The 16,653-nt window shown below is 65.6% G+C and carries 20 protein-coding genes; 14 read left to right on the forward strand and 6 right to left on the reverse strand.

The annotated features are described in order from the left end of the window. Nucleotides 1–6: 6 nt before the first annotated feature. Nucleotides 7–2,826, reverse strand: coding sequence for a flagellar hook-length control protein FliK (locus tag DU478_RS01615; RefSeq protein ID WP_158545724.1), 2,820 nt, complete (start codon nucleotides 2,824–2,826; stop codon nucleotides 7–9). Nucleotides 2,827–2,935: 109 nt separating this feature from the next. Between DU478_RS01615 and DU478_RS01620 the strand changes: the two genes are divergently transcribed. The 5 genes from DU478_RS01620 (at nucleotide 2,936) to flbT (ending at nucleotide 5,935) form a co-directional block, all read left to right on the forward strand. Further along, entirely contained in the window at nucleotides 2,936–3,211 is a 276-nt protein-coding gene (locus DU478_RS01620; RefSeq protein WP_114509320.1) for a rod-binding protein, read from the forward strand. Then, nucleotides 3,204–3,563: a hypothetical protein gene (locus DU478_RS01625; protein WP_114509174.1), complete on the forward strand. Its 360-nt coding sequence runs from the start codon at nucleotides 3,204–3,206 to the stop codon at nucleotides 3,561–3,563. Before DU478_RS01620 ends, DU478_RS01625 begins: the two co-directional genes overlap by 8 nt. A 209-nt stretch (nucleotides 3,564–3,772) precedes the next feature. Next, complete coding sequence (locus DU478_RS01630) at nucleotides 3,773–5,068, forward strand: flagellin (RefSeq protein WP_114509175.1); 1,296 nt, start codon at nucleotides 3,773–3,775, stop codon at nucleotides 5,066–5,068. An 88-nt stretch (nucleotides 5,069–5,156) separates the two neighbouring features. Then, the gene (gene flaF / locus DU478_RS01635; RefSeq protein WP_114509176.1) at nucleotides 5,157–5,534 is read left to right on the forward strand and encodes a flagellar biosynthesis regulator FlaF; all 378 of its coding nucleotides are present in this window, start codon (nucleotides 5,157–5,159) and stop codon (nucleotides 5,532–5,534) included. Beyond that, nucleotides 5,531–5,935, forward strand: coding sequence for a flagellar biosynthesis repressor FlbT (gene flbT, locus DU478_RS01640; RefSeq protein WP_114509177.1), 405 nt, complete (start codon nucleotides 5,531–5,533; stop codon nucleotides 5,933–5,935). The genes flaF and flbT overlap by 4 nt, the downstream gene beginning before the upstream one ends. Before the next feature lie 173 nt (nucleotides 5,936–6,108). On the opposite strand, the gene DU478_RS01645 is transcribed toward flbT, so the two are convergent. Continuing rightward, a complete protein-coding gene (locus DU478_RS01645; protein WP_114509178.1) occupies nucleotides 6,109–7,503 on the reverse strand; it encodes a FliI/YscN family ATPase in 1,395 nt (464 codons plus the stop codon). Nucleotides 7,504–7,587: 84 nt separating this feature from the next. On the opposite strand from DU478_RS01645, the gene DU478_RS01650 reads away from it, so the two are divergent. The 9 genes from DU478_RS01650 to DU478_RS01690 are packed head-to-tail and all read left to right on the forward strand — an operon-like array spanning nucleotide 7,588 to nucleotide 12,191. Beyond that, nucleotides 7,588–7,974: a FlgB family protein gene (locus DU478_RS01650; protein WP_199488273.1), complete on the forward strand. Its 387-nt coding sequence runs from the start codon at nucleotides 7,588–7,590 to the stop codon at nucleotides 7,972–7,974. 38 nt (nucleotides 7,975–8,012) lie between these two features. Continuing rightward, nucleotides 8,013–8,405, forward strand: coding sequence for a flagellar basal body rod protein FlgC (gene flgC, locus DU478_RS01655; protein ID WP_114509180.1), 393 nt, complete (start codon nucleotides 8,013–8,015; stop codon nucleotides 8,403–8,405). Between the two features lie 22 nt (nucleotides 8,406–8,427). Next, nucleotides 8,428–8,718 carry a flagellar hook-basal body complex protein FliE gene (gene fliE, locus DU478_RS01660; RefSeq protein ID WP_114509181.1) on the forward strand — a complete coding sequence of 97 codons (291 nt, stop codon included), beginning with the start codon at nucleotides 8,428–8,430 and terminating at the stop codon, nucleotides 8,716–8,718. A 2-nt stretch (nucleotides 8,719–8,720) separates the two neighbouring features. Further along, nucleotides 8,721–8,990, forward strand: coding sequence for a flagellar biosynthetic protein FliQ (locus DU478_RS01665; RefSeq protein ID WP_114509182.1), 270 nt, complete (start codon nucleotides 8,721–8,723; stop codon nucleotides 8,988–8,990). Between the two features lies 1 nt (nucleotide 8,991). Then, the gene (locus DU478_RS01670; protein ID WP_114509183.1) at nucleotides 8,992–9,705 is read left to right on the forward strand and encodes a flagellar hook-basal body complex protein; all 714 of its coding nucleotides are present in this window, start codon (nucleotides 8,992–8,994) and stop codon (nucleotides 9,703–9,705) included. Between the two features lie 15 nt (nucleotides 9,706–9,720). Beyond that, complete coding sequence (flgG, locus tag DU478_RS01675; RefSeq protein ID WP_114509184.1) at nucleotides 9,721–10,506, forward strand: flagellar basal-body rod protein FlgG; 786 nt, start codon at nucleotides 9,721–9,723, stop codon at nucleotides 10,504–10,506. After that, entirely contained in the window at nucleotides 10,506–10,925 is a 420-nt protein-coding gene (gene flgA / locus DU478_RS01680) for a flagellar basal body P-ring formation chaperone FlgA (RefSeq protein WP_114509185.1), read from the forward strand. The genes flgG and flgA overlap by 1 nt, the downstream gene beginning before the upstream one ends. Before the next feature lie 7 nt (nucleotides 10,926–10,932). Continuing rightward, on the forward strand, nucleotides 10,933–11,667 hold the full coding sequence (gene flgH, locus DU478_RS01685; RefSeq protein WP_114509186.1) for a flagellar basal body L-ring protein FlgH: 735 nt from the start codon (nucleotides 10,933–10,935) through the stop codon (nucleotides 11,665–11,667). Nucleotides 11,668–11,678: 11 nt separating this feature from the next. Beyond that, nucleotides 11,679–12,191: a flagellar basal body-associated FliL family protein gene (locus DU478_RS01690; RefSeq protein WP_114509187.1), complete on the forward strand. Its 513-nt coding sequence runs from the start codon at nucleotides 11,679–11,681 to the stop codon at nucleotides 12,189–12,191. Nucleotides 12,192–12,195: 4 nt separating this feature from the next. On the opposite strand, the gene DU478_RS01695 is transcribed toward DU478_RS01690, so the two are convergent. The 4 genes from DU478_RS01695 to flhA are packed head-to-tail and all read right to left on the reverse strand — an operon-like array spanning nucleotide 12,196 to nucleotide 16,494. After that, nucleotides 12,196–12,615 carry a hypothetical protein gene (locus DU478_RS01695; RefSeq protein ID WP_114509188.1) on the reverse strand — a complete coding sequence of 140 codons (420 nt, stop codon included), beginning with the start codon at nucleotides 12,613–12,615 and terminating at the stop codon, nucleotides 12,196–12,198. Further along, nucleotides 12,612–13,700: an EscU/YscU/HrcU family type III secretion system export apparatus switch protein gene (locus tag DU478_RS01700; RefSeq protein ID WP_114509189.1), complete on the reverse strand. Its 1,089-nt coding sequence runs from the start codon at nucleotides 13,698–13,700 to the stop codon at nucleotides 12,612–12,614. Before DU478_RS01700 ends, DU478_RS01695 begins: the two co-directional genes overlap by 4 nt. Next, nucleotides 13,700–14,473, reverse strand: a complete 774-nt coding sequence (locus DU478_RS01705; protein WP_114509190.1) for a flagellar biosynthetic protein FliR — start codon at nucleotides 14,471–14,473, stop codon at nucleotides 13,700–13,702. The genes DU478_RS01700 and DU478_RS01705 overlap by 1 nt, the downstream gene beginning before the upstream one ends. Further along, nucleotides 14,470–16,494: a flagellar biosynthesis protein FlhA gene (flhA, locus tag DU478_RS01710; protein ID WP_233501080.1), complete on the reverse strand. Its 2,025-nt coding sequence runs from the start codon at nucleotides 16,492–16,494 to the stop codon at nucleotides 14,470–14,472. Before flhA ends, DU478_RS01705 begins: the two co-directional genes overlap by 4 nt. Nucleotides 16,495–16,653 lie beyond the last annotated feature (159 nt).

The raw sequence follows: 16,653 nt of genomic DNA on the forward strand, positions 1-16,653 counted from the left end.
CGTCCTTTACAGTCGCAGGTCCAGGCCGTCCTGCGGCCTGGATATCGGTGTATCGCCGGCCGGCATGTCGGCGGCCGGGCCCGGTGAGGTTTCCACGGTGTCGGCATGACTGTCGGCGACCGATTGTCCGGTGCCACGCCGGTTTTCACCGAAGTTGAAGCTGGTGTTTTCGTAGCCCATCGCCGCAAGCTCGCGGCCAAGCTGATCGATGTTGCGGCGGAGCAGATCGAGCGTTTCCGGCCGCTCTGCCGAAATGGTGAGGATCATCGCCCCCTGCTCTGACGGTTGAAAATGCAGGCGCACGCGGCCCAGCTCTTCGGGGTTGAGACGCAGCTCCATCTGCCCGTCGCGAGCCTGCACGATCACGTCCATCACTTGCCGGATCACTGCCCCGGCATGGGGGCCTGCCGCGCTGGCCTGCTGGACCGGCATCGGCGGCGCGGCGGCGCTGCGCGATTCGGCGACGGCAAAAGGCCCGGGATCGAGGTCAGATTCCGATGTGCGAACGTCCGAGGAAACCGGCACGGTTTGGGCCGAGGCGAACCTCTTGGCACCGAGTGTCGGCACCGGGCTCGACATCTTTGGGCCTTGAAAACCGGTGGCGCGTGCCGCATCCGCGGCCTCGGGACGACGCGGCTCGATCAGATCGCGCAGGGTGTGCGGGGTGGAAAACGCCTCGGCCGGCGGAGCGGCGGAATGACCCGAGCCCGGCAGGCCGGAGACGGTCAACGGCGCGGAGATCGCCTTGGCCGATGCGGAGCCAGGTTGAAACTTCTCTGTACCGCCCGGATGCACAGCGCGCATCGGGTCGCTGGGTGTTGTTGGCGATGTTGGACCGTCCCGCCGGGCCGAGGGGTATACACCGGACTCCCGCCGCCGCGCCGGCCCTGCATCCGGGGGGTCTATACCGTGTGTCGGCGCGGCACCGGGCACAGGCGGCGCCGAGGCAGACCGATCCGGACGCGGCCGAAGTGACTGTGCGGCTCTACCATTTTCGGACTGTGCAAAAAGCCGACCGGACGGGACAAGCATCCGCGAGTCTTCCGCTCGACTCACCACACCGGGCGTCGTCGAAGGAGACGGTTCGGCCACGGGACGCGCATCGCTTGCCGTTGCGGATGGCTTGGCCGGTTGCGCTTGGGGCAAGGGGGGCCAGCGGTGCATTTCCGCACCGGCGGACGGACCCGAACCGGCGGCCGGTCCTTGCGCTTTCGGAAGGTCAGGCACTGGTGCGGTCGTCACCGTTTCGGTGACCAACGACCGTCCGGCGGGCAACGGCATCTCCGGCGGGTCGCTGCGCTTTTCCACCCTCCGCATCGCGGACATTTGTTGCGCTCCGGGCCCTGCCGGCGCGCGGTCGCCGGCGATCTTACGTGGAGCGCGCGTCGCACCTTCGGCGCTCAAGGTCGCTCCGGAGTGTTGATCCGCCAGTGCCGGAACGGATGATTGAACGTGCGATGGATGCACCGGGCCTGTTGCAGGGGCGATTGATGCGTGCCGCGCGACTGAAAAAAACACCGCACTCTGTTTTCCGATGGATGTGTCACGAACGTCCGGGTTGCTCACGCGCGCAGGGTACGCGGCCGCCATCGTGTGGGCGGTCCTTGAACCGACGACAGGGTCTGTGACGCTGTCGCCGGATGGATCGTGGTTACCGGTGACTTTGCGGCTTTGCCGCTCCTGCTGCCCGGGAAAATCCGAAACTTTTGCATGCAAGGAGGTCTCGAACGCCTTACCCGCCTGGACCTCAACGCCGAACGTGCCGTTTTTACGGGTGACAGTAGGTTCGGGATATCTTGCCTCTGTTTCGCCCGTTGGCGCGACGAATTCCGCGCCCACACGCAGTTCAACGGGCGTTTCCTCGCGGTGCCCGGATTCCGGTATTGGCTCCGAAACGCCGGGGGTACCGGGCACAGCACGCTGCGGTTCCAGATCGGCTGCGGAGCCGAGACGCGCGGCAGTAGCTGCGTCCAAGCGCGGCTTGGGTGCCGGGTGGTTTCGGACAACGACGGCCGACTCCTGCAAAGCCGAAGTGCCATGCCGTGTCGCCTGTCCAGGAGGCGCGGCAAGCGGCGGCGTTTCGGTCGCACCCGACGCAGTGCGCGACGATCCGGCCGCCCTGTCGTCTTCGGCTTTTGTATCCAGACCGTGCGACCGTTCCGCGACAGGCGCGACACCGCCAGCAAAGTCCGGTGTTTCCGGTCGCACCGGGAGAGCGGCATCATCGTCCGTCCGGATGGAGGGCGGACGCGAGCGGCTTGACGCCTCCGCCCTGTTCGGCACGTCCTGGCGCGTCCTCGCACTTGGCAGAGGTGGCTTGGCATCGGGTGACGCCGGTCGGCGCGTTTTCGATGCATGGTCCGGTTCGGCAAACGCCGCCGATATCCGCTCGCCTTGCCCTGCCGACGGGGCGAAAGACGTGTCGGCCCGACCGGCCGCTTCGTCCGCAACCGGCGGTATCATGCTTTGATTGCCGGAGCGCTCCGGTATACGCCGAGAGATCACAGCGATCGCGTCCTCCGACGATCCGTCGATGTTCGGAGACGGGCCATCGGGTCGGTGCGTGAACGGTGTTTTTTCGTCAGGCAGATCGGACTCTTCGGTGCGGTGCGGGTGTGCTTCCGTGTTCGTGGAACGGCCCGACGTCTCGGTTTGGGATGCCTCGGACTCCGCGTCATGCGTGCCGGTTCCGTCTGAATCGGCCCCACGCTTCGGCTCGAGCGATGCAATCACCGCCGAAAAATCCGTGCGCGGGGCGTCCGTGGTGCCGACCGTCAGGCGGGGGGCCTGTGGTGTGCGAACGACGGATCCAAGCTGTTCGATCATGGTGCCTCCGGGAATTCTTCCGTTGGCCTTGTCTAACCCGCCGATCCTTACCGGTTCTTTACCGTCTGAATGGCACCTTTCGGAAAGTGACTCGAATTGGAGCGACTCGATGACCATTTCCCTGCCGGTCCAACCCGGCACTCCGGCGACGCCGCGCGATCACGCGCTTTTCGATGCTGCCAAGGAGCTTGAAGCCAGTTTCCTGTCGGAAATGCTGAAGGCTTCCGGGCTCGGCAAGCCGTCGGGCAGTTTCGGCGGCGGTATCGGGGAAGAGCAATTTGCGTCCTTTCTCGTCGACCAGCACGCCCGCGCGCTGGTCGACCGTGGCGGCATCGGGCTGGCCGAATCGCTGTTTAACTCGCTGAAGGAACGCGAAAATGACTGATACCGACCCGCAAAACCTTCTCGATTCCCTTTCCAGCCTCCTGGAGGAGGAACGCAACGCGCTGCTTTCCGGCGCGCTCGAGGACGTCGCAGACATCCTGGAGCGCAAGGAACGGCTGATCGACGCGCTGGCGGCGCAGGATCTGCACGACCGCCCCGCGCTTGAACAATTGCACGCCAGCCTGAGCCGAAACCAGCAGCTTTACGACCGGGCGCTCGAGGGAATCCGCAGCGTCTCGACCCGGCTCAGCGCGCTGCGGCGGTTGCGCAAGACGCTGGAAACCTACGACAGCATGGGCCGCAAGACCGATATCGCGGAACCGCCCGCGCAACGGCTGGAGCGCCGCGCCTGATGCGATTTATGTCAAATGCCACGTACGGGACCGGGCGAAATTAGCATTCCGTTAGGACCGGTTGGTTCAAGGTGACGGTGCGTCCGATAAGGGCGGCGCGGTGGCGGAAGGCCCGTACCTGCAAATGTCAGAATGACCCTTTGCCGCTGCAACGCGGCGATCTTGAAACCCGGCGCAAAGCGCCAGAAGACCTTAAGGATCACCAAGACATGTCAAGCATTCTGACAAACAACGGCGCCATGGTGGCGCTGCAAACCCTGAAATCCATCAACAAGAACCTCGGAACGATCCAGACCCAGATCTCGACCGGCAAGAACGTGGCAAACGCCAAGGACAATGCCGCCGTCTGGGCGATTTCCAAGGTGATGGAATCGGACGTGAAAGGCTTCAAGGGCATCTCCGACAGCCTCAACCTGGGCGAATCGACCGTGGCGGTTGCCCGTTCGGCGTCCGAAACCGTGGCCGACCTTTTGACCCAGATGAAGGGCAAGATCGTCGCGGCGCAGGAATCGAACGTCGATCGCGACAAGATCCAGACCGATATCGATGCGCTCAAGGACCAGATCGGATCCGTGGTTGGCGCCGCTCAGTTCAATGGCCTGAATCTGCTGTCCAACACCGAATCCGACTCCAACGCTGCGACGGCGGTGGCCAGCGCCGGTTCGAGAAACGTGGACATCCTGTCGTCGCTCGACCGGTCCGGGACGGGTGTTGCGGCCAGCAGCATCAGCGTCGCCAAACAGGACCTCGGCTATGGCGCATCGACGGTCGGCACGACCGGCGAAGAGGTCGGTGGCGCCGCAACCGGCATCGCCATCGGTGCGACCGCAACCTTCGCGACCTTCACCGACGGCGGCAACACGATCCTGGCCGGCAACTCCTTTGCCTTTGCGGCGGCTGGTATGCTTGATGCCGACGGCAATGCGCTCGATTTCGACTCGGCCGGAGGCTACGTTGCGCGCGACGGCGACACCCTGTCGGATGTGACCGCGCAGGTGGTGGCCCGCCTCAACGTGGCCGCGGCCGATGCCGGACTGGATCTGACCTTCTCCGCCAACGAGGATACCGAAGGCCAGATCGACATCACCAACAACACCAGCAGCGCGATCGACCTCGATTCCGCCCAGGTGAACCAGTCGGATTCCACTGCGTTCATCGATGAAGCGGACGGCGTTGTGGGCGGCGGGCTCGAACTGGTCGAAGGCATTGACGTGACCACCGACAACGGTGCGGCTGCGGCGCTGGCGGGGATCGAATCCCTGATCCAGACCTCAATCGACTCGGCCGCGGCCTTCGGTTCCGCCCAGGGCCGGATCGAAACGCAATCCGATTTCATCACCAGCCTCAGCGATTCGCTGAAGTCCGGGATCGGAACGCTGGTCGATGCCGACATGGAAGAGGCTTCGGCCCGTCTGCAGGCGCTCCAGGTGCAGCAGCAGCTGGGTGTCCAGGCGCTGTCGATTGCCAACCAGGCGCCGCAGTCCCTGCTGTCGCTCTTCCGCTAAGACCGGATCTCGGGGGGCCGTCCGCGGGCGGCCCCCCGAACCCACCGGCAGCTTTTGAAACGAAGTTCAGACCCTGGAAGGATGTGACGTGAACGCGCACACCATGGCGCACCGCGCCTATTCACAAACCGCGACGACGACCAAAACGGACCGTCGGAAGGAATACGAGATGATCGCCCGCGTGACGCACCGTTTGCGCAAGGCGGCGGTGAAGGGCAAGCCGGGCTTCCCGCAGCTTGTCGAGGCGCTCTACGACAACCGGCGTCTCTGGACCGCCTTCGCGGTCGATATCAGCGATTCGCAGAACCGGCTTCCCGATGGATTGCGCGCGCAGATTTTCTACCTGGCCGAGTTCACGCAGGCGCATACAAGCCGGATTCTGGCCGGCAAGGCCGGCGTCAAGCCCATCATCGAAGTCAATATGGCGATTCTCAAGGGATTGAACCCGCAAGGAGCGGCGACATGAGCGGCCTGGTTCTCAAGCTCAGCCCCAAGGAACGCGTGCTGATCAACGGCGCGGTCATCGAAAACGGCGACCGCCGCAGCAAGCTCTCGATCGTCTCGCCGAACGCAAACATCCTGCGGCTCAAGGATGCGATCCACCCCGAAGAAGCGGTCACCCCGGTCCGCCGGGTCTGCTATGCCGCGCAGCTCGTGCTGACCGGCGACGCCGCCGCCGAAGAGACACGCCAACACCTCTTGACGCGGATAGAGGAGCTGAGCCGCATCCTCACCGACCCCGACAGCCGCGCGCTCCTGGCAACCGCGACCCAAGCGCTTTTGCAGGACCAGTTCTATCAATGTCTCAAAGCCTTGCGCAGTCTCATACCCCGAGAAGACCGCCTGTTCGCCGCAGCGCAAAAGTAGACGTCCGCGATCAGGTCGACTTTCCTCGTCTCGATTTCTCGAACAACCACCCGACCCGTTTCGCGCGGCGCCGTGGCAGTGTCACTGCCGGACAGCTTCGGCGTCCTGACCGGATCCGCCGCGAGCACCTGTTTCCCGCATCGGACGCCCGGCCTCGCCCGGAATATCTGCGATTACGACCGGGCCCGTGTGGCGACCTGGCTGCTTTGACCGTTTGATCGGGGTCCGGCGGCGCGTCCCGGACTGGCGCTGACCCGTCGCAGGATCAGCCGCAACCGCGAAAAACACGTGGCAATGTCGGCATGGGCGTCCTCACCGATAAAGCCTTCGATCTCTGGCCACGCCCGGATGGCCTGGTCGATCAGAGGATCGCTGCCTTCGCGATACAGCCCGGCGCGGATCATCGTTTCCGCGCCGGAATACGCGCCCAGAAGCTGCCTGGTCTGGCTGATGAGGGCATTTTCGTCGGTACTGGCCGCTTCGGGCAGGCTGCGGGATACAGACCGCAGAATGTCGATCGCGGGGAACCTCCCCCGCTCTGCAATCTGGCGGTCGAGAACCACATGACCGTCCAGAACGCCCCGCAGCACGTCGGCCACGGGTTCGTCCATGTCGGAGGCGGCGACAAGCACGCTGAAGATTCCGGTGATATCGCCGCTGTCGCCCACCCCCGGCCCGGCGCGTTCGGCCAGTTGCATGATCTGGTGCGCCATCGAAGCCGGGAACCCGCGCAGCGCCGGCAATTCGCCGCTGGCGATGGCGACCTCGCGATGCGCTTCGGCAAAGCGGGTAATGGAATCGGCGAGAAAGAGCACATGCGCCCCCCGGTCGCGGAAATGCTCGGCAATGGTCATGGCGGCCAGCGGGCAGCGGCGCCGTTCCACCGGTGAGCGGTCAGAGGTCGCCGCGACGACCACCGACCGCTTCATCCCTTCGGGTCCCAGGACATTGGCGACGAAGTCGCGCACTTCCCGGCCGCGTTCCCCGATCAAAGCCAGGACAACCACATCCGCCTGCACCCCGCGCGCCAACCGGGCCAGAAGACGCGATTTGCCGATCCCGGAACCCGCGAACAGGCCGATCCGCTGGCCCTGCACGATTGGCAGCAACGTGTTGAAAGCTGCCACCCCCGTTTCCAGGCGCGGCCCCAACCCGTGCCGCCGCGCGGCCGGGGGCGGCGGCGCCGAAAAGGCGCGGGACTGGCTGCCCTGGGTCAGCGGCTCACCGTCCAGCGGCTGGCCATAGGGGTCGATCACCCGACCGATCCAGCCGTCCCAGGGTGCGAGGGTCGGCGGGCCAAGGACCATCACCCGGTCGCCGCGCGACACGCCGTCGAAACCGTCGTCGGGCAACATCGCCACTGCGTCCTCGGTCAGGCGCAAGACCTCCCCGTCGAGCGGGCCGCGTCGCTGACGCAAGAGCCGCAGGCGATCGCCGATACAGGCCCCGTGCGTCAGCCCGCCGACCCAGATCACCGCACCGTCGACGGACCTTACGCGGCCCACGGCGCGCACCGGATGCAACCCCGCGATCCGCGCGCGCAATCCGTCCAGTTCCGAATGCTCCATCCGATGCTCCCTCAGATCCATGCAAACCGTTTCTAAAGGAATCAGGGTTAAGCCTTGTTGAAGTCGTCCGAGGGAGAAGCCCCGATGTTCCAGAACCTGACCATCTTCAAATCCGCCATGGCCATGGCCCGGCACGCCGGGGTCAAACAGGCCGCAGTGGCCCAGAACATCGCCAATGCCGACACGCCGGGATACCGGGCCCGTCGGGTCGTCGATTTCGCAGAACTGATGCGCGGCACCGACGGCTTCTGCACCCAGCGCGCCACCCGGGCGCGGCATCTGCACGGTCGCGAAGGGCCCGCGGGCGTGGACTTGCGCAACGACCGCAGCCTGTCGGAGCCCAATGGCAATTCCGTGTCCCTCGAGACCGAGATGGTCGAGGCGGTCGCGGCCAAGCGGCAAAGCGACCGGGCGCTGGCCATCTACCGGTCGGGCCTGACGATTCTGCGCGCCAGTATCGGGCGCAGCTGAAAACCGCCGAGCCAAGACCACCGATCGAAGAGGACCAGATGACCGATTTTTCCCAGGCGCTCTCCGTCACCGCAAGCGGGCTCAAGGCGCAGTCGATGCGCCTTCGCATCCTGTCCGAGAACATCGCCAATGCCGATACGCCCGGCTATCGCCGCAAGACCATCCCGTTCGAGGTCGCGCGCCCCCGCGCCGCAGAGGCGCCCCTGGTCGAAACCGGGCGGGTGAACCTGGACAAAGCCGATCTCGACCGGATTTTCGATCCTTCGCATCCGCTGGCCGACGAGGCCGGCACTTACGAAGGCTCAAACGTCAACCTGATCGTCGAGATTGCCGACGCCCGCGAAGCCCAGCGCAGCTACGAGGCCAACCTCAAGATGTTCGACCAGACCCGGCAGATGTCATCGAGCCTGATGGACCTGCTGCGCCGCTAACCCCTACGGAAAGGAATTCAGAATGGATGTCCGTTCGCTTTTCGCCGCGCAGAAATACGCCGCCTCCCTGCCCGGCATGGAACCCGCCCCGGGCACGGGAACGGCCGCCAACCCGGCTGTGAAGGCGACCCGGGACTTTGCCCAGACCTTGCAGGAGGCCGAAGATCTGTCCGGCGCCGCAATGACGGGCGACGCCGATCCGCACGCTCTCGTGCAGGCGCTGGCGCAGTCCGAACTGGCTGTCGAAGCGGTCGTCGCCGTGCGCAACAAGGTGGTCGAGGCCTACCAGGAAATCCTGCGGATGCCGGTCTGATCATGCTCACCGAGACGATTTTTTTCGACACGCTGCGGCAGGGCCTTTGGGTCGCCACGATCACCTCGGTGCCGATTCTTGCGGCGGCGCTGGTGGCGGGTGTCGCCGTGGGGCTGTTCCAGGCGCTGACCTCGATCCAGGAAATGACCCTGACCTTCGTGCCGAAGCTGGGATGCATCGTCGTCGCCTTCTGGATGTCGATGAATTTCATGACGCAGACGCTGGTGGCGTTTTTTCAGGACCGGCTGATTCCGATGATCCAGGGGGGCTGAGATGGAAAGCACGGGATATACCACGTTGACCCGCCAGTCCGGCCTGATGCGCGAGATGCGCGTGATCGCCAACAACATCGCCAATGCCGCCACCACAGGATACCGGCAAGAGGCTCTGATCTTCTCGGAATTCGTCATGCCGGTCGACCAAGGCGAAAGCATCTCCATGGCCACGGCGCGAATCCAGAACACGTCGCAACTGCAGGGCGCGATGACGCAGACTCGCGGCCAGTTCGACCTAGCCATCGAAGGCGGCGGGTTTTTCCTCGTGCAGTCGCCGGAGGGTCCAGCCCTGACCCGCAACGGCGCCTTCAGCCCCTCCGCCAACGGCGATCTGGTGACCCTGGACGGCTACCCGGTGCTGGACCAGGGCGGCGCACCGATCTTCATCCCGCCGGACGCCAGCGACCTTGCCGTGTCGCAGGACGGCACTCTCAGCACCGAAGGCCGCCCGCTGGCACAGATTGCCGTGGTGCAGCCGCTCGACCCGCTCGACCTTGAACGGCAGGCCGGCGTGATGTTCCAGGCGCCCGCCGGGTTCGACCCGGTCGAGGCGCCGCGCGTGCGGCAGGGTTTCCTCGAAGGCTCCAACGTCGATCCGGTGGGCCAGATCGCCCGAATGATCGAGGTCCAGCGCGCCTACGAGATGGGCCAAAGCTTTCTCGATGCCGAGAACGACCGGGTGCGCAATGCACTCAAGACTTTCATACGCTAACCAAGGAGGCCGCCCATGCGTGCCCTGAAAATCGCCGCCACCGGCATGAGCGCCCAGCAGATGCGGGTGGAGGTCATTTCCAACAACCTCGCCAACATGAGCACCACCGGCTACAACGCCCGCCGGGCCGAATTCGCCGATCTGCACTACCAGCAGCTAGCACGCGCCGGCACGGTCAACGCCGCAGACGGCACGGTGCTGCCGACCGGTATCCAGCTGGGCCTCGGTGCCCGACCCGCCGCGGTGTCGATGCAGCCACAGCAGGGCTCGCTCTCGGCCACTGGCGGCGATCTCGACCTCGCGATCGAGGGGTCGGGATATCTGGAGGTCACGCTGCCGTCGGGCCAGACCGCCTATACCCGCGACGGCGGGCTGAAACGCACCGGCGAAGGGCTGATCGTCACCTCGGACGGATTTCCGGTATCGCCGGAAATCGTCATTCCCGAAGATGCGCGCAGCATTTCCATCAATGCCGACGGCGAGGTCTACGCCTATTTCGCGCTGGCAACCGAGGCGCAGCTTCTGGGGCAATTCTCGCTCACCGGCTTCAGCAATGCCAAGGGGCTGGAGGCGATCGGCGGCAACCTCTTCACAGAGACCGAAGCCTCCGGCCCGGCGCTGGTCACGACACCGGGTCAGAACGGTCTGGGCACCCTGCGGCAGGGATATCTCGAAGACAGTTCCGTCGATCCGGTGCGCGAGATCACCGAACTGATCGAGGCACAGCGCGGCTACGAACTGAATTCCAAGGTGATTTCCGCCGCCGACCAGATGCTTGGCGCGACGACGCAGGTACGCTGATGCGCCTATGGCTGCTCTGCGCGGTGATCCTGCTGCCGGGCGCAAGCCCGGCCGACACGGTCGTCGCGCTCCGAACCATCCGCGCGCACGAAGTGATCGGCGCCGACGCCCTGTCGCTCGATCCCGGCCAAGTCGAGGGTGCCTATGCCGACGTGACGGAGGTCATCGGCCAGGAAGCGCGCGTTGCGCTTTATCCGGGGCGGCCCATCCTCTTCGGGCATGTCGGCCCCCCCGCCGCCGTCGAACGCAACCAGGTCGTCGAACTGGTCTTCGAACAAGCCGGGCTGCGCATCACATCCGAAGGTCGCGCGCTCGGGCGCGCCGCCGTTGGCGAGCGTCTGCGCGTGATGAACCTGTCGTCCCGAACAACCCTGTTCGGCACCGTCCAGCCGGACGGGTCGATCCGCGTGTCACAGTGAGACTGCCATGATCCGATTTCCCCTGACCGCCGCCGCCTGCCTGTGCCTGACGCTCCCGGCCTGTTCGCGGCTCGACCACCTTGGGCGGCCGCCGACCTTTACCCCGAAAGAAGAGACCCGTGAACACGATGCCATGGTCTATGCCAGCCTGCCGACGGTGCTGCCGTCCGAAGGCGACGTCGACCGGGCGTCGCTTTGGGACGGCGGCCGGCAGTCATTGCTGGGGGATCGCCGCGCGTTGACCCGGGGCGACATCATGACCGTGGTGATCGAGATCGACGAGCGGGCGGAGATTTCCAACGCCACATCGCGATCGCGCAACGGCTCCGAAGCACTGGGGATGCCGCAGCTCTTCGGTTTGCCGCAGCAGATCAACGAGGATTTGCCGCCCGGCGCCAGCATGGACGAAGCGGTGTCGCTGGACAGCTCCAGTTCTTCGGGCGGCAACGGATCGGTCCGCCGAAACGAGAAACTGACCCTGCGCGTGGCTGCGACCGTGACGGACGTCCTGCCCAACGGGGTACTCGCCATCCAGGGCAGCCAAGAGGTGCGGGTGAATTTCGAGCTGCGCGAGCTGCTGGTCAGCGGCTTCGTGCGGCCCGCCGACATCTCGCGCCAGAACGAGATCACCTATGACAAGATCGCCTCGGCCCGGATATCCTACGGCGGGCGCGGGCAGATCACCGATGTGCAGCAGCCGCGATACGGTCAGCAGATCCTCGACGTCGTTCTGCCTTTCTGAAGGACCCCGCCATGCGCAAGCTTCTTCCCGTTCTATTGGCTCTGGTCGGCATCGGCGGCGGCGTCGGCGCTGGATTTCTTCTCAAGCCCGCGGAGCCGGAGCCGCCGGCGGATCTGGCCGAAGGCTGCGTCCCGCCCGAAAATGCGGCAGAGCACGACCTGCCCAACCACGCCGATGACGCCCACGATGCCGAAGACAGCACGAAAGAATACGTCAAGATGAGCAACCAGTTCGTGGTGCCGATCGTGGGCGACGAACGGATATCCAGCCTTGTCGTGCTGTCTCTCAGTCTCGAAGTGTCTGCGGGTCAGACAGAGATTGCCTATCGCCACGAGCCGAAGCTGCGGGACGGGTTCCTTCAGGTGTTGTTCGATCACGCCAATATCGGCGGTTTCAAGGGCGCTTTCACCGATGCCAACACAATGGCGATCCTGCGCCGGGCGCTTCTGGAAACCGCCCGCAAGACGTTGGGAAACGACGTGAGCGACGTGCTGATCACCGAAATCGCGCGGCAGGACGCTTGAAGACCTAGCGGTCTGCCCGCTGAAGCAGTGTCAGCGCGCGCAGCGCCTCTTCGGTCCGGGCGCGACGGTGCGCGGCCTCTTTCGCTGCAGCCTTGTCCGACAACTCCCGGGTAACAGTCTGCCGCGCATGGGCGAGCCGCGCCGCGTCCCGAAGCTGTTCCTTGCGGAGCCGCAGGCTGACCAACGCCTGATTCAGGCTCAGCCGACGTTGCGCTAGCCAGGCGCTCCACTGATCCTCTGCACCGGAGATCCGTCGCGCGTGAATACCGACGTCATCCTGCACCGCGCCGCGCTGCAGGTCGGCCAGAGCGTCGAGTTCGCGGTGAAGGCGCCCTTCCTCGGCCAGGACGTCGCGGTAGTGCTGCAAGGCGCGCTCCTCGAGCATCTCGGTGACCTGAGTCAACTGGCAGAATGCCCGGCTCACCTCCAGACGCCCCGCTTGGCCTTCTGGCGCATGTCCTCGGCAAACCGGATGGCCGCGGCAACGGGGCGGTAGAGGTCCGGCGCGATCTGCTGGCCGATGTCGACCGACGCGTAGAGCGACCGCGCCGTCGGCGGATCCTCGTGGATCGGAATGCCGGCCTCCTGCGCCGCTTCGCGAATGCGCACGGCCACCGCATCGACGCCCTTGGCCAGACAAACCGGCGCCCCGCCCTGTCCGCGATCCCATTTCAGGGCGACGGCGTAGTGTGTCGGATTGACGATGATCACGCTGGCCTTGGGTACATCCGCCATCATGCGGTTCATCGCGATTTCCTGTCCGCGTTGCCGGCGTTCGTGCTTCATCTCCGGATCGCCTTCGGTGTTCTTGAACTCGTCGCGCAGTTCCTTGTGGGACATGCGGTTCTTGCGCAGGTGCTCGTGCCGCTGCCAGACGAAATCAATGGTCCCGATCGCCGCCGCGATGACCACAACGACCGCCAAAAACTGCAGGGTCAGGTGACCGAAGAGCGCCAGTACCGGACCGGGGCCGGCCTGCGGGCTGCCGACGATTTCGGACATGTACGCCGTGAGAAAGAGCGCCAATGCGGCGGAGTAGACCGCGAGCTTGGTAAAGCTCTTGGCGAATTCGAACAAACCGCCCCGCCCGAACTTGTTCTTGGCGTTCTGGATCAGCGACAGGCGCGATCCCTTGAATGCCAGTTTGGACGGGGTGAAGAGCAGTCCGCGGGTGGCCAGCAGGGTCGCGAGGACAAGGATGCCCGGCACCAGAAACCAGGGCAGAACCGCGGTCAGAACGCCCCCGGCCAGCGCCGCGGTCGGCCCGTCGGACGGGCCGTCGAAGAAATCGGCAACCAGCCGCTCCGGATGGTCGATCAGCGGCAGCAGCGCGTCGCCGAATGCGGTCAGAGACGCCTTCCCGAGCATCAGCGCAATCATCGCCATCCCGGCGTAGCCGACCGCGACCAGCGTGTCCGGGCTGCGCGCGATTTCGCCTTTCTTTCGCGCCTCTTCGAGCTTGTGCGGCGACGGCTCGTGGGTCTTTTCGGTGTCGTCACTTTCCGACATCAGGGCACCGCGAAGGGGTTCGACAGAAACCCGTCCATCGCGCCCAGCCAGACCGACAGGATCAGCGGCGCCGCGACCAGAAGCATCGCGATGGACCCGAAGGTGATGACCGGCGCCCCGACAAAGGCGACCATCAGTTGCGGCATGGCGCGGTTGATGACGCCGAGCGTGAGGTTGTAGAGCACCGACAGGATCACGAAGGGCGCGGCCAGGGTAAAGGCCAGCGCGAAGGCCCGGGCGACATGGCCACGGCCCCAGTCGGCGATCACGCCGCTGTCGGGAAACACCCCCAGCGGCAGGATATCGTAAGACAGAATGAAAAGCGCCGCGACCTTCACGTGCAGACCGGTGATCATCAACAGGGCCAATGCCGAAATCACCAGCAGGTTGCCGATCGCGGGCATTGGATCGGCGGCGGAGTTGCCGGCAAGCTGCGACAGCGAGGTCGCCTGCGCAGCCATGGTGCCCGCGGTCTGCAGCGCCAGCATGAAGAGCCGCAGCCCGATGCCGATGGCAAGCCCCGCCACGGTTTCGGTTGCCGTTATCCAGGCAAGGCTGGCCAAAGTAGGTTCCGGCATCTCGATCAGCGGCGCGGCAGCCGGCGCGATCACGGCGGTGAGCGCGAGGCTGGCCAAAAGCCGCACGCGCACCGGCACCGACCGTTCACCAAGGCCGGGCAGGACCGCCATGGCCGCACCGACGCGCAGCAACACCCCCAGCGTCAACCAGGCCAGGGGCGGCAAAAGCTCGGTCAGGGCGGTCAGCGGGCTCATGCCGCCACCGTCCCGACCAGAGAGGGCCGTGCCTCGAGGCCGATTTCCTCGAAGGACAGGACCGGGTTGCTGATGCCCTTGGCCGACAGGATGGTGCGCAAAAACCGGCGGCGGCGGGCCGAGGTCACCACGGCGGGAAAGACGCCGCGCGATCCGGCGTCGCTGACTTCCCTGGAGACACCGTTGGTCAGCGTCTCGAACGCCTCGGGGGGCAGTGCCACGTCGACGCCGCCGCGGTCGCCGTCGACCTGGTAGGTGGTAAAGATCGTCTCCCATTCCGGGTCGAGCTGGATCAGCGGGATCGTTCCATCGTTGCGGCGCATGTTGGCGACCATCTGGAACCCCAGCCGCTGGCGCACGTGTTCGCAGATCGCCTCGGGCCGGGCGCCCTGGCCGCGGGTTTCGGCGATGGCTTCGAGGATCAGCGGCAGGTTGCGGATCGACACCTGTTCCTCGAGCAGCAGTCGCAGCACGGCATGCAGGGTGTCGATCTGCACCTTGTCGGGGATCAGCTCGTCCAGCAGCCGCCGGTTCGCCTCCGCCCGGTCCGTATTGGACAGGGTCACCATCTCGTCCAGGAGACGGCGTAGAGCGCGCAGGCTGAGCAGGCGGCCGAAATTGCGCTTGATCACCTCGAGCAGATGCGTCGCGAGCACCTCGGTCGGCGTGACGATCGTGACGCCCGACAGCGCCGCGCGGTCCTGGTCTTCGGGTTTGATCCAGCGGGCCGGGGCGCCGTAGACCGGTTCGGTGACATCCTTGCCTTCGGGCATGCGCGACTGGCCGTCGGGCAGCAGCGCCAGCACCAGGTCGGGGTTCAGCTCGCCCCGCGCAAGCTCCACCCCGTGGATGCGGATGACGTAGGTGCCAGTGGGCAGGTCGGCCGCGTCGGTCAACCGGATCTCGGCCATGATCAGGCCGAATGTCGAGGCGATGTGGCGGCGCATGTTGGCGATGCGCACGTCCAGCCCGGTGCCCGGGTCCAGCACCATGTTCACCAAGTCGGGGGCGAATTCCACGTGGATGTCGTCGATGTCCAGAACGTCTCCGATGGGTTTCTCCCGCGGCACCGGGTCCGTCACCTCTGCGGCAGCGGGCGCGCTCTCTGTCAACCGCTTGCGCAGCATGAACAGAGCCGCCGCCCCCAGCACCAGCGCCCCGGCCATGAAAGGCGCGAACGGCAGCCCCGGCACCAGTGCGAAGAGGGCCATCAGAACGGCCACCGTGCCCAGCGCCGCGGGATGCCGGCCCAATTGCCCGAGGATTGCGAGATCGGTGGAGCCGGTGGCACCGCCGCGGGCCAGCAGCAGCGCCGAGGCGATGGAAATGATGACCGCCGGGATCTGGCTGACGAGCCCGTCCCCGACGGTGAGGATCGCATAGGTTTCGAACGCGTCGCCCATGGCCATACCATGCACCAGCACGCCCATGATCATGCCCATCACCAGGTTCAGAAGCGTGATCAGCAGACCCGCCACGGCATCGCCCTTGACGAATTTCGAGGCGCCGTCGAGAGAACCGAAAAAGGTGGTTTCCTGCAGTTCCTGTTCGCGGCGGCGCTTGGCTTCGGCATGGTCGATGGCGCCGGCGGACATGTCGCTGTCGATGGCCAGCTGCTTGCCCGGCATGCCGTCGAGAGCGAACCTCGCCCCGACTTCGGCCATGCGCGCGGCCCCCTTGGTGATGACCATGAAGTTCACGATCAAGAGCACGCCGAACACCACGAGCCCCATGAAAACGCTGCCGCCCATGACGAAGCTGGCGAAGCCCTGGATCACGTCGCCCGCCGCCTGGGGCCCGGTGTGACCCTCACCGATGATCAGCTTGGTCGAGCTGACGTTCAGCGACAGACGCAGCATCAGGGACGCCAGAAGGATTGTCGGAAACGCCGAGAAATCGAGCGGTCGTTCGATGAACAGCGTGACCGTGAAAATCAGGATCGCCAGCGCGAAGGACGCGGCAAGACCGATATCCAGAACCCAGGAGGGCACGGGCAGGATCATCATGACGATCACCGCCATCAACGCGACCGCCAAAAGCACCGTTGGGCGGAAAAGCCCCCGAACCGTCCAGCCGGAAATCACGCGGACCATCCCCGCCGGGTGACGGCGCCGGACCGGATCCTAAAACGGAGCATCCTGCCCCTCCCTCGTTTCTGTCTGCCGCGCAGGGTTAAGCCA

Source organism: Thalassococcus profundi, from assembly GCF_003344785.1.
In the GTDB taxonomy this organism is placed as follows: Bacteria; Pseudomonadota; Alphaproteobacteria; order Rhodobacterales; family Rhodobacteraceae; genus Puniceibacterium; species Puniceibacterium profundi.

Excerpts from the sequence above, each read along its gene's own strand:
- DU478_RS01615 (WP_158545724.1), bottom strand. The coding sequence starts at position 2,826 with ATGATCGAACAGCTTGGATCCGTCGTTCGCACACCACAGGCCCCCCGC.
- DU478_RS01620 (WP_114509320.1), top strand. The coding sequence starts at position 2,936 with ATGACCATTTCCCTGCCGGTCCAACCCGGCACTCCGGCGACGCCGCGC.
- DU478_RS01625 (WP_114509174.1), top strand. The coding sequence starts at position 3,204 with ATGACTGATACCGACCCGCAAAACCTTCTCGATTCCCTTTCCAGCCTC.
- DU478_RS01630 (WP_114509175.1), top strand. The coding sequence starts at position 3,773 with ATGTCAAGCATTCTGACAAACAACGGCGCCATGGTGGCGCTGCAAACC.
- flbT (WP_114509177.1), top strand. The coding sequence starts at position 5,531 with ATGAGCGGCCTGGTTCTCAAGCTCAGCCCCAAGGAACGCGTGCTGATC.
- DU478_RS01645 (WP_114509178.1), bottom strand. The coding sequence starts at position 7,503 with ATGGAGCATTCGGAACTGGACGGATTGCGCGCGCGGATCGCGGGGTTG.
- DU478_RS01650 (WP_199488273.1), top strand. The coding sequence starts at position 7,588 with ATGTTCCAGAACCTGACCATCTTCAAATCCGCCATGGCCATGGCCCGG.
- flgC (WP_114509180.1), top strand. The coding sequence starts at position 8,013 with ATGACCGATTTTTCCCAGGCGCTCTCCGTCACCGCAAGCGGGCTCAAG.
- fliE (WP_114509181.1), top strand. The coding sequence starts at position 8,428 with ATGGATGTCCGTTCGCTTTTCGCCGCGCAGAAATACGCCGCCTCCCTG.
- DU478_RS01665 (WP_114509182.1), top strand. The coding sequence starts at position 8,721 with ATGCTCACCGAGACGATTTTTTTCGACACGCTGCGGCAGGGCCTTTGG.
- DU478_RS01670 (WP_114509183.1), top strand. The coding sequence starts at position 8,992 with ATGGAAAGCACGGGATATACCACGTTGACCCGCCAGTCCGGCCTGATG.
- flgG (WP_114509184.1), top strand. The coding sequence starts at position 9,721 with ATGCGTGCCCTGAAAATCGCCGCCACCGGCATGAGCGCCCAGCAGATG.
- flgA (WP_114509185.1), top strand. The coding sequence starts at position 10,506 with ATGCGCCTATGGCTGCTCTGCGCGGTGATCCTGCTGCCGGGCGCAAGC.
- flgH (WP_114509186.1), top strand. The coding sequence starts at position 10,933 with ATGATCCGATTTCCCCTGACCGCCGCCGCCTGCCTGTGCCTGACGCTC.
- DU478_RS01690 (WP_114509187.1), top strand. The coding sequence starts at position 11,679 with ATGCGCAAGCTTCTTCCCGTTCTATTGGCTCTGGTCGGCATCGGCGGC.
- DU478_RS01700 (WP_114509189.1), bottom strand. The coding sequence starts at position 13,700 with ATGTCGGAAAGTGACGACACCGAAAAGACCCACGAGCCGTCGCCGCAC.
- DU478_RS01705 (WP_114509190.1), bottom strand. The coding sequence starts at position 14,473 with ATGAGCCCGCTGACCGCCCTGACCGAGCTTTTGCCGCCCCTGGCCTGG.
- flhA (WP_233501080.1), bottom strand. The coding sequence starts at position 16,494 with ATGGCGGTGATCGTCATGATGATCCTGCCCGTGCCCTCCTGGGTTCTG.